This is a genomic window from Pseudotenacibaculum sp. MALMAid0570 (assembly GCF_040151415.1).
Taxonomy (GTDB): domain Bacteria; phylum Bacteroidota; class Bacteroidia; order Flavobacteriales; family Flavobacteriaceae; genus Polaribacter.
Genome location: NZ_JBDKWF010000042.1, coordinates 1 through 14,066 on the forward strand (window position 1 = coordinate 1; position 14,066 = coordinate 14,066).

The following is a 14,066-nucleotide window of genomic DNA, read 5'->3' on the forward strand; positions in this document are numbered from 1 at the left end:
GCTTGAGCATCAGCTAGAGTTTCATAAAAGATAAATGTCTCATTGATGTAATTGGTAGAGATATCTGTAGCAGCTTCATTAAGATTGAATACAGAGAACCCATCAGTATCATTATCACATTGTTTTAATTCTACAGTAGCATTGATTGTTGGCAATGCACTAACAATAAGATTGAAAGAGATAGAAGTATCATTACAAGCTACATTATCAACATTCTCCACACGAACAAAAATGGGTTGTGTGTTTGCAGAGATGTTGGTGTATGGGTTGTTTTTATCGATAACATCTGTAGAGCTACTTGTTTGTGCTCCAGTAAGGGATGTATGATAAGAAACACTGTATTGAGCAGGATCTAGTGTTCCAAGAATTTCAGTGTCTTTAGTGTTCAACAAGAAGCTTCCAACAAATCCATTGGTATCATCACCATCTGTTGTGTCATCACAAATCTCATAATCTACTGGTTGAACTGGAACTGGTAACCCTGTAACAGCAAGTGAAAATGATGTAACATCAAAACAAGCTGAAGGAGCATTTCTATTCATTACACGGGCATAGATTGTTTGATTGCTAAATGCAGTGGGGTTTGTATATGGAATTGTTAAAGCATTTGTATTGGCAGTCGCATCAGCCATAGAAGTAAAGTAAGCTACTTCAAAAGTAGCAGGAGCCAAACCATTTAAAATTTCAGCATCTTTCAGGGTTGCTAAATCAAATGAATTAAATCCATCATTATCTACATCACAGAATATAATATTGGTAGGTTGAGTAGCTGCGGCAGCTTCAAAAACACCAACGGTAAATTGTCCTTCCAACTCAAGTATTACTCCACATGCATCTGTAAGCTCTATTTTAAGTTTATAGTCTCCAGCATCTGTAGGTTGAATATTAGTTAGAGTTAAATTTTGAGTAGTAGCAACTACAACTTCACCAGTACCATCATCAAACGTCCATTCATAAGTAATACTTGTTCCTGTTATTGCTGATGGACCTAAAGTTTTTGTTTCTCCAATGCAGTATTCTAAATCTTGGTCATTAATTAGTTGACCTGTATCATCATCTCTAATTTCAACAGGTAATAATATTGAACTAATAAAAGGAGGAAGCCCCTGAGTTGATAACCTACCGTCTAAAAATATTGCATCTTCTGTAAAAACGATATCGGCAGCATCATCATTTGGATTTTCAATAACATCTAAGTGAGTTGCATCTCCATTAGCATCATTATATGCATCAGGAATGGTAGCGTATATTTTTCCGTCTGGACCTAATTGAAGAGCTCCTCTAAATCCTCCTTGTGGATATGTAGCTCCTGGAGCTTGCTCATGTATAAGAGCTCTAGAAGCAGGAATATCAGCTGCAGTTAAATCAAACTGAAGCAATTTATATGTAGTAGCAGGATTAGCTAAGCTTTGTCTAAAACCAGAAACTGTTGAAATATATGCTTTGGAAGAGTTTCTAGAAAATTCAACACCATAAGGCTGTTCTGCAAAACTTCCTGATACAAGTAAAACACCATCATCAGAAACTACACCTGTGCTATTATTGAAACTATACAATATAGCATTATTGTTATCTTGATTAGCAGAGATAAGCTTTGAACCGTCTGGAGAAACCTTTAAATATCCTCTTCTAGATGTATCTGTAGAAACATTTGATGTTACTGGAGTAGTTTGGACACCATTTTCATCAATCAAATAAGCTTGAAATTGAAATCCGTTACCCGTAATGACCCAAAATGTATTACAAGCATCTCCTTTTACTGAAGTTACTTTCTCAGAAGAACCGGGTGAAAGATTTGTGAAATTCACTTCTACTTCACCCAAACCTCCGTTTAACGACATGTCTATTGTGTACAGGTTAAACCCTTGAGGAGCTCCACCACCAGGAGTGGTTGTGTCAACAGTAAATAAGTAATAAATATTTGGCGAATTTGGCCTTGGAACAATAATTCCTGATTGTGAACTTGAAGGGTTCCCTTCTAGATTGTTAGCAGGATTACCATTGGTATAATTCATTACTTGATGGTTGGCATTCCAAACTGTAATTCCGTCTGTGTAGAAAAGTAAGTTTCCATTAGAATCAGAAAAAGTAGAACAACCTTCTAGTGTATTAATTACACCGTCTGTGATTGCTGTAGGTGGGCTTGTATTAAAATCTATACCGGCGCCTCTACCAAAATACCAAATATTAGCCTCCTTTTGAGAAAAGACAGAAAAAGAAGATAATAAAAGAACAAGAAGTAATAATTTCTTCATTAGTTGACGTTGATTTTATCCTAACGCCAAATATAACTGAAAAGTATTACAAATCCCTCTTTTTTAACAGAGCATAAGATGAGTAAATAAAGATGAATGTCCATACAGAAACAATCATAACATCCAAAAACTGTACATCATAACTTTTAGTGAATTGTTCTCCTACTTGATTAGCAACAGTTCTTACAGCATTTAGCCTAGAAAAAGGCTCTTTAATTAGATTTGACATCGATTCAAAAGGCATGAATTGCATAATTTCACTTACGCGCTCACTCATGTTGTCAGCTTTTCTAAAAGTATAAAATAGAAGTCCTTTCATTATTCCTTCAATAATAAGCCAGACTAACATGGCTCCAACAGCAAAGGCAGAACGTTTTACTAAAATTCCGAAGAACAACCCAAAAGAGAAGAATCCAACAAGTTTTATAAAAAATGCAACTAGATATTGCATGTCAGTAACTATGATGTTAATCTCGTTATAATCTGAGTAAATAAGCCCAAGGATTAAAGAAACTATAAAAACAAAAACTGTAGAAAATAAGGCAAAAACAATTACAGTGTAGAATTTAGATAAAATAAACTCTTTTTTGCTTAGCCCATCTATAAGATTCTGTTTCAGGGTTTTATAACTGTATTCATTTGCCATCATAGAAACAATTACCAGTAGTAAAAAGAATTTAAGTATAGCAGCAATGTATGTGTTAAAATGCCAGATGTAAGGGAAGTTAAAAATCCCTGCATCAGCTAAGTGAAACTTAACAGGTCCAATATCAAACTTAATTGCAGCAATTAATGCAATACAAGTTAATAAACCAAAGTAAATAATGGTTAGAACTCTACTGGCTCTATTATGTCTTAATTTATGAAATTCTATGGTTAAGAGTCGTAACATGACTTGTATTTTAGTGGTTAGTTGTTGTTGGTTAAATCTAGGAATTGTTGTTCTAAGCTAGGCTTACGCTTCACCAAATGAGATAAGGTAATTCCGTTTTGAAATAAAAAGGAATTAATCTCAGTTGCACTCATTTGTTCATTTAAATTGGCAATAATGAGTTCATCTTCTTTTTTCACTGTTCCAATTCCTTTATGCTCTTCTAATAATTTCATGAGTTTCTCTTCATCAGCATCAACTTTTAACTCAAACAATCCGTTAGAAGCAGTCATTTCATCAACTCTACCACTGTAAAGTTTTACTCCTTTTCTAATCACCACAACATGACTACATACTTTTTCTACTTCATCTAATAGATGTGAAGCTAGTAAAATGGTAGTTCCGTTTTTGGCAATCCCTTTGATAATTTGTCTAATCTCATGAATACCTTGTGGGTCTAACCCATTAGTAGGTTCATCAAGAATCAATATCTCAGGGTTGTTTAACAAAGCAGAAGCAATTGCTAAACGTTGTTTCATTCCTAAAGAAAAAGTTCTAAACTTACTATTTCTTCTTTCGTAAAGATTTACAGTTTTTAGGGTTTCATCTATCCTATCAGTAGAAATGCCTTTAATTTTACAAATCAAAGATAAATTTTGAGTTGCTGTCATATAAGGATAAAAGTTTGGGCGCTCTATAATAGCTCCAACTCTTTTTAAAGCTTCATGTGTAGAGAGTTTGCCGTCAAACCAGCTAAACTCACCAGAAGTTCTGTTTACTACATTTAAAATGATTCCTAAAGTTGTAGATTTTCCACTACCATTAGGACCTAAGATTCCATAAACATTTCCTTTTTGAATATCAAAAGAAAGATTATTGACAGCATGTACTCGACCATATTTTTTATCGAGAGCTCTAAGTGATAAGATTGTTTCCAAGAATGTATCTGTTGGTTAATTGTTTGTATGACGACCAAGATACAAATATGTTACAGAATTTTAACGTTAGTAGTTATCAAAGTCTATATCATCTAGACTTTCAAACTCATCGCCAAATTCGTCATCATTCTCATTTCCAAAATTTTCGGCAACAAATTCTTTTTCGGGTGCTTCTTGTGGAATTTCTCCAACTGAGAGAATAGTTTTAGGTAAATCTTGATTTGTTTTTTCTAAAATTTCAATTGCTTCAACATAAAATGTCCACATATTAAAAAAGTCATAAACATAGATTAATTTATCATTTACATTCGGCAAACTTTTTCTTAAAAAACTATTCTGCATAGAAATACCTTCGCCAGCTTCAGACATACTAAATAAAGGAATTTCTTCACCTTGATTCCAATCGTGATCTGTCCTGTAAAATGAAGCCATTTCTTGCCCGTCAAAACCAAATGATCTAGCAATTATATAATGAAGTGTTTCTAAGTTGATAGATCGATCTACCAAAACAGTCCTTATTACATCTTCTTGTGTATCTAAAATGACACGAATTTTATACATCTATTCTCCTATAAATTACGCAACAAAATTACAATAATTTATATGTATTTTTACACAACTAACGAATTCATATGGAGAAAGTAGAAATTCTGAAAAAGTTAAATCTGAAACGTAAAGATACACTTCTAGAAACTCTTGATATAGAGTATGTTGATGTTGGAGATGATTACTTAACGGCTAGTATGCCAGTAACATCTAAAGTACATCAGCCTTATGGACAATTGCATGGTGGAGCTACTGCTGCTTTGGCAGAAACTGTAGCAAGTACGGCCTCTCTTTTTTTCATTGATGATGAAAACCAATTTGTTAACGGAATAGAATTATCTATCAATCACATTAAAAGTAAAACTGAAGGTGTTGTTTTTGCAACAGCTAAAAATATTCACAAAGGAAGATCTACTCATTTATGGGAAGTGAAGATTACTGATGAAAATGAAAAACTAATCTCTGTTTGTAAGATGACTAGTATCGTTTTAGAAAAGAGAAAGTAACGTGAAAATTGTTAAAAAGGTTCTAAAGATTCTAGGAATAGCTCTATTCATAATTTTTATAGGGCTTTATGCCCTATTTTATTGGGCTACGTCACCAAAATCAGATGAAAAAGTTAGGAGTGAGTTTCAAGAATTAGGAGTTACTCCAGTTATCTCTAAAGAAAAGTTTAAAACCTTTGATTATAGAAAGGTAAGTATTCTAAGAGATACAACTTTACCAACTATAGTTTTTGTACACGGAACCATTGGCTCTGTTTTAGATTTTAAGCGCTATATGACCGATAGTTTAATGTTAGCAAAAGCTAACATGATTGTGTATGACAGAATTGGTTATAATTATAAAGAAAAGAACAATGTTCAGGAATCAATTGCATTTGAAACTGAAATGCTGGAAAGTATAACCAAAGATTTAAATCCTCATAAAACAATTGTTGTAGGTTACTCTTATGGTGGACCCATTGTCTTGGCTTCTAAAAGAAAATACAAGAAAGTTATTTTATTTGCTCCAGCTGTGTACAGTAAAGTTGAGCCCATGCCTTGGATGTTGAATTTTTATAAATGGAAACTAACAAGATGGATGGTACCTCCCATATGGAAACAAGCTTCTAAAGAGAAAATGTCACACAAGCAAGATTTAGAAAAATTTGAAAAACAATGGAATCAAAACCCCAATACAATTATTAGTATTCATGGTGATGACGATGGAATTGTTCCTTTTAGCAATTCAGAATATTTACAAACAATTTTTCCTAGTAGTCAATTTACACTTGTTACAATTCCAGAAGCTGGACATGGATTAGTTTGGACTAGTTATAGTAGATTGTCTAGAGAACTTTTAAATCAATTAGATTGAGTATTATTTTTGATAAAATATCAGATCAGTTTTCTAAAAACTTGCCATTTGTTTGCTCTAGGAAACCTAATGAAGAGAAACTTGTAGCTTATACCTGTAAAGATTCAACCTTACATTATGATTCGTCGCTAGAATCAGAAGGTTTTGTTTTTGCTCCTTTTGAGTTTGATATTAATGGTTCTATAATTTTTCTGAAAAGAGATTGTGAAGTATTGGAAGAAGAGATTGATGAGCATGTTATAAAGAAGATTGAAAACTCTTTGTCTGTAGTTTATTCTGATAAGAATTCACATATTGATTTAGTGAATAAAGGAATCAAGGCTATTGAAAATAACCATTTCAAAAAAGTGGTGTTGTCTAGAAAGGAAATAGTAGAATTATCAAAATTAGATTTAGTTTCTACTTTTAAGAGATTATTATTTCAATATAAAAATGCGATGGTCTATGTGTGGTTTCATCCTAAAGTTGGTTTATGGATGGGAGCTACACCAGAGAGATTGATAACTTTAGAAGAGAAAAAGTTTGCTACGATGGCTTTGGCTGGCACGCAAAAGTTTCAAGGAAATTTAGATCCTATTTGGGGGGAGAAAGAAAAGAAAGAGCATCAATATGTTGTAGATTATATAGTCTCTCAAATTCAAAATAAAGAAAATGGAATCGTTTTAGAAGATTTTAAAGTTTCGGAAACATATACAGCTAGAGCGGGTAGTTTATTGCATTTAAAGGCAGATATAACAGGGAGGATTCAAAATTCAAATCTAAAATCTTTAGTAAAAACTTTACATCCTACACCTGCAGTTTGTGGTTTGCCAAAAAAAGCGGCCAAACAATTTATTTTGGAGAATGAAAATTATTCTAGAAACTATTATACAGGATTTTTAGGTGAGATAAATACAACAACTAAAACAGAACTTTTTGTCAACCTTCGTTGTGTTGAGTTTGTTAACCAACATGCTCATATATATGTAGGAGGAGGAGTAACTTTAAAAAGTGATTCTTTAAAAGAATGGAAAGAAACGTTGGCAAAAACTCAAACAATCAAAAGTATTTTATAAAAAAAAGTCGTCAATTGAATGACGACCTTTTTAGTGTAAATTGAATTTGAATCTAAATGTTAGATATCTTCGAAACTAACATCTGTAAAACTTTCTGTTGTTTTTTCTTCTACAGCCTCATCTTTTTTATAATCTTTTTGATGACGCTCGCTAATTACTTCAGCACCTTTCTCCTCTACAATAAAATCAGTGGCTTTCTTTAGCATTTCTTGAAAATCAGTAAAATCTTCTTTATAAAGATAAATTTTATGCTTTTGATAATGGTAAGACCCATCATCATGTGTAAACTTCTTACTTTCAGTGATTGTTAAGTAATAATCATCCGCTTTAGTAGATCTAACATCAAAAAAGTAAGTTCTCCTTCCTGCTCTTAATACCTGTGAAAATATTTCTTCTTGCTCAACTCTTTCAGCCATAACTTTATTAAAATATTATGTTGTTTGTTTAAAATAAGCAACAAATCTAACAAAATATTTGTCTTGGCAAAATCTCAGACTAGATTTCTTTCTCAAGAAGTTGCTGTTCATAAAGCTCTTTATAATACCCTTTTTCTCTTATTAGTTGATTATGAGTGCCTTGTTGAATAATCTTCCCGTCTTCTAAAATAATGATCTTATCAGCATTTTTTGCAGAAGAAACTCTATGACTAATAATGAATGTTGTCTTGTCTTTAGATACTTGATCTAAATTTGCTAAAATTTGCTCTTCAGTTTCTGTGTCAACAGCAGAAAGACAATCGTCAAAAATTAATATTTCTGGATCTTTAATAATAGCTCTAGCAATGGATACACGTTGTTTTTGTCCTCCAGATAATGTAACTCCACGTTCTCCTAAAATGGTTTTATAACCATCTTTGAAATCAACAATATTTTGATGAACAACAGCTTTTTTAGCAGCTTCAATAATCTCAATTTCTGTGGCGTTCTCTTTACCAAACTTTATATTATTGGCAATCGTATCAGAAAATAGGAAAGGATCTTGAGGAACAAAACCAATACTATTTCTTAAATCATCTAGATTAATTGTGTGAATAGAATGATTATCTATTTTTACCAATCCGCTTGTAGTATCATACAATCTTGAAACTAGATTAACAATGCTAGATTTTCCTGACCCTGTTTTTCCGAAAATAGCTAGTGTTTCTCCAGATTCAACAGTAAAGCTAATGCCTTTAAGCGCTTCAATATTTGTATCATCATAGACAAGGGAAACATTGTCAAACTCTATTTTTCCATTTACTTTAAAGCTTTCAGAGGTTTCATTTTGTACTTCAGGAATTTCTTGTAGGAATTCATTAATTCTTTTTTGAGAAGCTTCTGCAGTTTTTACGGTAGACGTTACCCAGCCAACTATTGCTACAGGCCATGTAAGCATGTTCACATAAATGATAAACTCTGCAATTACTCCAATTTGTATTTCTCCATTGATGTATTGCTTACCTCCAACATAAATTACCAACAGATTACTGATCCCTATGAGTAAAATCATTAACGGAAAAAATAAAGCTTGTACTTTACTTAGATCTATATTCTTTTGCTTGCTGTCATCTGCTAATTTGTTGAAATTAGAAATAACTACAGGTTCAATTCCGTAAGATTTTACAACATTAATTCCGGAAAAGAATTCTTGATTGTAGGTTGTAAGTTTTGATAAGTATTGTTGAACAATAGTACTCTTCTTGCTAATTATTCTACTGATAAAGAAAACAGATATTGATAAAACGGGGAATGGTATTAATGTATACAGTGTTAACTTAGTATCTACTTTAAGCATCTGTGTAAAACCTACAATGAATAAAAAAATCATGTTAATTGCATACATTAAAGCTGGCCCAAAGTACATTCTTATTTTAGAAACATCTTCACTAATTCTATTCATTAAATCTCCTGTTCTATTTTTTTTATAAAAATTTAAAGAAAGCCTTTGGTATTGTTGGTAGATTTCATTCTTTAAATCAAATTCAACTAGGCGTGAGGTAACAATAATAGTCTGTCTCATTAAAAAAGTGAAAAAACCAGATAAAATTGCTGCCCCTATAATGATAAGTATGTTCCACAATAATTCTGATTTAACAAGAGAAATATCAGGATTCAATCCTAATTTTTTTGCTTGCATATAGTTTTCAACACCGTTTAAAGATTCACTAATAATTCTAGGAATTTGCAATGCAAAAATCTTAGATAAAATGGTGATGAAGATTCCTATTAGTATTCGCCATTTGTATTTAACAAAGTATTTATTTAAGTATTTAAGGGCTTTCATGTAGGTTCTTGCAAACGTCTTTTTGTTAAAGTATGTATAATTAAACGATATTTTATTTGCTATGATTTGAAGATATCGTATTTTTGCATGTTCTTTTTTGAGAAATATTTAATTTTTCAAACATTAAAAAAATATAAATGACAGCACAAATCATAGATACTGACGCAATTAAGAACGATCCAGTGTTTGGTCAATTGTCTTTTGACGGCCATGAACAGATCGTTTTTTGCAACGACGAAGATACGGGTTTAAAAGCAATAATTGGAATCCATAATACAGTTTTAGGGCCAGCTTTAGGAGGAACTAGAATGTGGACATATAAAAGTGAATGGGATGCTTTGAATGACGTTTTACGTTTGTCTAGAGGAATGACTTATAAGTCTGCAATTACTGGACTTAATTTAGGTGGAGGAAAAGCGGTAATTATTGGAGATGCTAAGACCCAAAAGAATGACGATTTGATGCGTAAATTTGGAGAGTTTGTTCATTCTTTAAGTGGTAAGTACATTACTGCAGAAGATGTAGGAATGGAAACCAGAGATATGGATATTATTAGAGAAGTAACTCCTCATGTTACAGGAATTTCTGAATCTAAAGGAGGCTCTGGAAATCCATCACCTGTAACAGCTTACGGAGTTTACATGGGTATGAAAGCTGCTTCTAAATATGTTTACGGAACTGAAAATTTAGATGGTAAAAAAGTTTTGGTACAAGGTGTTGGTCACGTTGGAGAAACTTTAGTGAAGCATATTACCGATGAAGGAGCTCAAGTAATTATCAATGATATCAATGAAGCGAGATTAGAAGAACTTTCTAAAAAATACAACGCTAATGTTGTTTTAGGAAATGATATCTACGGTTTAGATATCGATATTTATGCGCCATGCGCTTTAGGAGCAACAGTAAACGATAATACCATCAATCAGTTAAATGCTAAAATTATTGCTGGTGCAGCTAATAATCAATTGGCTGATGAAGTAAAACATGGAAGATTGTTAAAAGAAAGAGGAATAGCATACGCGCCAGATTTCTTAATTAATGCTGGAGGGATTATTAATGTATACGCTGAGTTAGAAGGTTATAATAAAGAAGAAAGCATTCGAAAAACTGAAAATATTTATAATACTACTCTAGAGATTTTTGAACTTTCAGAGAAAGAAAATATCACAACACACAGAGCAGCATTCAATATTGCACAGAATAGAATAGATACTCGTAAAAAAGAGATAAACTCTTAAGCAGAGTAAAAGAAATAATTATATTTTTGCAGAGCGTTTGAAAAATTTTCATTCGCTCTTTTTTATGATAATAAGTTCTTTCCATGATCAATAGAAGACATATACGAGTTAAAGTAATGCAATCTGTGTACGCGATGATTCAATCTCATAATGATGATATCGTAAAAGAAGAAAAGTTCCTGAAACACAGCATTCAAAAGATGTTTGATCTTTATGTTTTATTACTTTACTTAATGGTTGAAGTTCAGAAACACGCTGAACAAAAAATAGAAATTTCCAAGAAAAAATATTTAGCAACCAAAGAAGATTTATCTCCCAATACAAAGTTTATCAACAATAGACTTATCAAAAAAATAGCAGAAAGTAGCTCAGTAGCCTTGCATTTAGAAGCTAAAAAATTGAACAACTGGTCTATGGATGATGAATATGTTAAGATCATGTGGGATCAACTTCAAAAGAGCGACCTTTACAGAAGATATTTAAACACCGTAGAAGATTCTTACAAGGTAGACAAGAGTTTTGTAATCGATTTTTACAAAGAAATAATTGCTCCAAACGAAAAATTAGCCGAATATTTTGAAGATACTAATATTACTTGGGTAGATGATATTCCTTTTGTAAATACATGGGTGGTAAGATCTTTAAATAAGCAAAACACGAATGGACCTTTTATGTTAGGTTCTTTATACAAGAATAGTGATGATGAAGAATTTGTGTCTGAATTGTACAAAAAAGTAATGCTGCATCATCATACTTTTGAGGATGACATTAAAAATCATACTCCTAACTGGGAATCTGATAGGATAGCAGATATTGATATGATTCTAATTAAAATGGGAATTTGTGAATTTCTACATTTCCCATCAATACCTACAAGAGTAACAATTAATGAATATATAGAAGTAGCTAAAGACTATTCAACCCAAAAAAGTGGTTATTTTGTAAATGGAGTTTTAGATAAACTTTCTAAAGAATATACAGAAAGTAAAAGATTGGTTAAAGTAGGGAGAGGATTGCTTTAATTTCTTATTTTTACAAAAAAATTAAACATCATGAGAAAAATAGTTATAGCCTCAATACTAGCTTTGTCAACGATTGTTTTGATCTCGTGCAATCAAACCAATGCATCTTCTAAAGTAAATATTACCAATTTAGAAAATGCAAAAAAGAGAGATGTAGAAATAAGTAAAGGCGCTGCATTAATTTCATTTGACAAAACAGAATTTAATTTTGGTACTGTAAAAGAAGGAGATATTGTAGATGTAGAATTTACAGTTACAAATTCTGGAAAAACAGATTTGGTCATTACCAACGCTCAACCTTCTTGCGGATGTACTGTACCTAAATGGCCAAGAGAAGCAATCAAACCAGGAGAGTCCTCTAAAATATTAGCTAAGTTTAATACTGCAGGAAAACCTAATAGACAAAACAAAACGATTACTTTATATACAAATACGGCTAAAGGAAGAGAAGTATTAGTAATAAAAGGTAATGTAACTCCAAAAGCTAAAAGTTAATGCTAACACAATCAATTTTTTTACAAGCTGAAACAGCTTCACCATTTTCTAGTATGTTGCCTTTTTTGGCAATCATTATCGTGTTTTATTTCTTTATGATTCTACCTCAAAGTAGAAAAAGAAAGAAAGAAAAGAAATTTAGAGAAGAGTTGAAAAGAGGCTCGAAAGTAATTACTTCTAGCGGAATTCATGGAAAAATAGTCGACATGAACGATACTGATGGAACAGTTACTATTGAGACAGGAGCTGGAAAAATAAAGTTCGAAAGAGAAGCAATTTCTGTAGAACTAAGTAAAAAATACAATACTCCACAGAAGAAATAATTTATTCTGATAATAAACTAAAAGTGAGCTTTACGCTCACTTTTTTTATGCCTTAATTTTGAGGTTCTTTAAGGATTAATTAGATTGCATATCATTTAAAAATCAAAAATTTGAAAGCAAGAAACAATTCTATATCTAAGAACTTCATCTTATTCATTCTTGCTTCTATTGTATTTTGGTTTTTAACCAAACTCTCTAAAGAATATGAGAGCACCATCAGTTATCCTGTATCATACGAAAACTTACCGAATGATAAGTTGTTGCAAAAAGAGCCTGCAAAAGAGATAGATATTCATGTAAAAACGTCAGGGTTCAAAATTATTTCTGGGAAATTATTTCCAAAAACAATAAAAATCGATGCTTCTAATCTAACTTCTAAATCCAAAACAGATTATTTTTTATTGTTAGCTCAACAAAGATTAGCTGTTCAGCGTCAAATGAATAACGGGGTAACAATAGATCATTTTATTAAAGACTCTTTATTTTTTAGTTTAGGATTTTTAAGTCAGAAAAAAGTTCCTGTTCATCTCAATACAAATTTATCCTATCAAGCAGGTTACGATATGGAAGGAGATATGAAAGTTTCTCCAGATTCTGTAGTTATATCAGGACCAGAAAAACTTATTGATACTGTTAAGTTTGTAAAAACAATATTGTTAACCCGAAATAATCTTAGCGAACCAATCAATAGCGAATTGTTATTAGAAAGCTTCTCTAAGGAGAATAACATAAAGTTAAACACTGATAAAGTGAGGGTGGAAGCTAATGTAGAAAAGTTTACTGAAGGAACCATGAAAGTACCTTTTACAGTAATTAATTTACCGGAAGATATTGTAATCAATACGTTTCCAAAAGAGGTAGATCTTACTTATAAGATTGCTTTGTCTAATTTCAATAAAATTACTTCTTCTTCTTTTTTAATAGAATGTGATTATAAGTTATCTGCCAATAATAGTTTGTTGTATTTAGTTCCTAAAATAAAACAACAATCTAATTTGGTTAAGAATGTTAAAATAGCGCCCAATAAAATAGACTTTGTCATAGAGAAATAAGATGGTTGTAGGAATAACAGGTGGTATAGGAAGTGGTAAATCTTTTGTTGCTGAAAGCTTTTTAGCATATGATAATACAGTTTATTACCATGCAGATATTGAAGCCAAAAAGTTAATGAATGATTCTGATGAAATTAAAGAACAAGTAATTTTAGAATTTGGTGCTGAATCTTACAAGAACAATCAGTTAAACAGACCCTATATATCTTCTTTAGTTTTTAAGGATTCGGTTAGGTTACAAAAATTAAACGCTATTGTTCATCCGGTTGTAAAAAAACATTTTCAAAAGTTTATTGATAACCAAAATGATGAAGCCATAATTGTCTACGAGAATGCAATACTTTTTGAAATTAATAGCGATCAGTTTTGTGATTTTGTTATCGCAGTAACAGCTCCTTTAGAAACTAGAATTCAAAGAGTAATGTTAAGAGATAAAATATCAAGAGACGAAGTTCTTGAAAGAATAAAAAATCAATGGAGCGATACAAGAAAAAAATTGCTTTGTAACTACAGGATAGTGAATCTCAATAAAAACGAAACTTTGTTAAAAGTTCAACAAATCCACAATATTTTAACAAAAAAACAAACTTTATTTTAGGATAATTCAGTTTATTTCTTAAAATTTACTTAAAAATTTACTGGTTTTGTTA

15 protein-coding genes are annotated in these 14,066 nt (G+C 31.5%); 9 read left to right on the forward strand and 6 right to left on the reverse strand.

From position 1 onward, the window contains the following. The 4 genes from AAON49_RS00790 to AAON49_RS00805 all read right to left on the reverse strand — a co-directional run. Positions 1–2,255: FIDD domain-containing protein (locus AAON49_RS00790; protein ID WP_502942877.1), on the reverse strand; the 2,255-nt coding region annotated here is incomplete at its 3' end. 46 nt (positions 2,256–2,301) lie between these two features. Continuing rightward, complete coding sequence (locus AAON49_RS00795) at positions 2,302–3,147, reverse strand: ABC transporter permease (RefSeq protein ID WP_349551919.1); 846 nt, start codon at positions 3,145–3,147, stop codon at positions 2,302–2,304. Positions 3,148–3,164: 17 nt separating this feature from the next. After that, a complete protein-coding gene (locus tag AAON49_RS00800; RefSeq protein WP_349551920.1) occupies positions 3,165–4,064 on the reverse strand; it encodes an ABC transporter ATP-binding protein in 900 nt (299 codons plus the stop codon). A 66-nt stretch (positions 4,065–4,130) separates the two neighbouring features. Beyond that, positions 4,131–4,625 (reverse strand): IS1096 element passenger TnpR family protein, encoded by a 495-nt coding sequence (locus AAON49_RS00805; protein WP_349551922.1) that lies wholly within the window; start codon positions 4,623–4,625, stop codon positions 4,131–4,133. Positions 4,626–4,696: 71 nt separating this feature from the next. Between AAON49_RS00805 and AAON49_RS00810 the strand changes: the two genes are divergently transcribed. Genes AAON49_RS00810 through AAON49_RS00820 form a run of 3 tightly spaced genes read left to right on the forward strand, consistent with a single transcriptional unit; the run spans position 4,697 to position 7,024 of the window. Next, positions 4,697–5,116: a PaaI family thioesterase gene (locus tag AAON49_RS00810; protein WP_349551924.1), complete on the forward strand. Its 420-nt coding sequence runs from the start codon at positions 4,697–4,699 to the stop codon at positions 5,114–5,116. A 1-nt stretch (position 5,117) separates the two neighbouring features. Next, entirely contained in the window at positions 5,118–5,969 is an 852-nt protein-coding gene (locus tag AAON49_RS00815; protein WP_349551925.1) for an alpha/beta hydrolase family protein, read from the forward strand. Beyond that, the gene (locus AAON49_RS00820) at positions 5,966–7,024 is read left to right on the forward strand and encodes a chorismate-binding protein (protein ID WP_349551926.1); all 1,059 of its coding nucleotides are present in this window, start codon (positions 5,966–5,968) and stop codon (positions 7,022–7,024) included. Before AAON49_RS00815 ends, AAON49_RS00820 begins: the two co-directional genes overlap by 4 nt. Before the next feature lie 59 nt (positions 7,025–7,083). On the opposite strand, the gene AAON49_RS00825 is transcribed toward AAON49_RS00820, so the two are convergent. Then, positions 7,084–7,440 (reverse strand): PUR family DNA/RNA-binding protein, encoded by a 357-nt coding sequence (locus AAON49_RS00825; protein WP_349551927.1) that lies wholly within the window; start codon positions 7,438–7,440, stop codon positions 7,084–7,086. Positions 7,441–7,519: 79 nt separating this feature from the next. Then, entirely contained in the window at positions 7,520–9,286 is a 1,767-nt protein-coding gene (locus AAON49_RS00830; protein ID WP_349551929.1) for an ABC transporter ATP-binding protein, read from the reverse strand. A gap of 137 nt (positions 9,287–9,423) precedes the next feature. Here AAON49_RS00830 and AAON49_RS00835 point away from each other — a divergent pair, with 137 nt between their 5' ends. The 6 genes from AAON49_RS00835 to coaE all read left to right on the forward strand — a co-directional run bounded on the left by AAON49_RS00835 (position 9,424) and on the right by coaE (position 14,014). After that, positions 9,424–10,524 (forward strand): Glu/Leu/Phe/Val family dehydrogenase, encoded by a 1,101-nt coding sequence (locus AAON49_RS00835; protein WP_349551930.1) that lies wholly within the window; start codon positions 9,424–9,426, stop codon positions 10,522–10,524. Between the two features lie 83 nt (positions 10,525–10,607). Then, the gene (nusB, locus tag AAON49_RS00840) at positions 10,608–11,546 is read left to right on the forward strand and encodes a transcription antitermination factor NusB (RefSeq protein ID WP_349551931.1); all 939 of its coding nucleotides are present in this window, start codon (positions 10,608–10,610) and stop codon (positions 11,544–11,546) included. Between the two features lie 30 nt (positions 11,547–11,576). Next, on the forward strand, positions 11,577–12,041 hold the full coding sequence (locus AAON49_RS00845; RefSeq protein WP_349551933.1) for a DUF1573 domain-containing protein: 465 nt from the start codon (positions 11,577–11,579) through the stop codon (positions 12,039–12,041). After that, positions 12,041–12,364, forward strand: coding sequence for a preprotein translocase subunit YajC (gene yajC / locus AAON49_RS00850; protein WP_349551935.1), 324 nt, complete (start codon positions 12,041–12,043; stop codon positions 12,362–12,364). The genes AAON49_RS00845 and yajC overlap by 1 nt, the downstream gene beginning before the upstream one ends. A 110-nt stretch (positions 12,365–12,474) precedes the next feature. Then, positions 12,475–13,416 (forward strand): CdaR family protein, encoded by a 942-nt coding sequence (locus AAON49_RS00855; protein ID WP_349551936.1) that lies wholly within the window; start codon positions 12,475–12,477, stop codon positions 13,414–13,416. Between the two features lies 1 nt (position 13,417). Then, positions 13,418–14,014, forward strand: coding sequence for a dephospho-CoA kinase (gene coaE / locus AAON49_RS00860; RefSeq protein WP_349551938.1), 597 nt, complete (start codon positions 13,418–13,420; stop codon positions 14,012–14,014). Positions 14,015–14,066: the final 52 nt, after the last annotated feature.

Coding starts and splice junctions, on each gene's coding strand:
- AAON49_RS00830 (WP_349551929.1), bottom strand. CDS start 9,286: ATGAAAGCCCTTAAATACTTAAATAAATACTTTGTTAAATACAAATGG.
- coaE (WP_349551938.1), top strand. CDS start 13,418: ATGGTTGTAGGAATAACAGGTGGTATAGGAAGTGGTAAATCTTTTGTT.
- AAON49_RS00810 (WP_349551924.1), top strand. CDS start 4,697: ATGGAGAAAGTAGAAATTCTGAAAAAGTTAAATCTGAAACGTAAAGAT.
- AAON49_RS00825 (WP_349551927.1), bottom strand. CDS start 7,440: ATGGCTGAAAGAGTTGAGCAAGAAGAAATATTTTCACAGGTATTAAGA.
- AAON49_RS00845 (WP_349551933.1), top strand. CDS start 11,577: ATGAGAAAAATAGTTATAGCCTCAATACTAGCTTTGTCAACGATTGTT.
- AAON49_RS00835 (WP_349551930.1), top strand. CDS start 9,424: ATGACAGCACAAATCATAGATACTGACGCAATTAAGAACGATCCAGTG.
- yajC (WP_349551935.1), top strand. CDS start 12,041: ATGCTAACACAATCAATTTTTTTACAAGCTGAAACAGCTTCACCATTT.
- AAON49_RS00795 (WP_349551919.1), bottom strand. CDS start 3,147: ATGTTACGACTCTTAACCATAGAATTTCATAAATTAAGACATAATAGA.
- nusB (WP_349551931.1), top strand. CDS start 10,608: ATGATCAATAGAAGACATATACGAGTTAAAGTAATGCAATCTGTGTAC.
- AAON49_RS00805 (WP_349551922.1), bottom strand. CDS start 4,625: ATGTATAAAATTCGTGTCATTTTAGATACACAAGAAGATGTAATAAGG.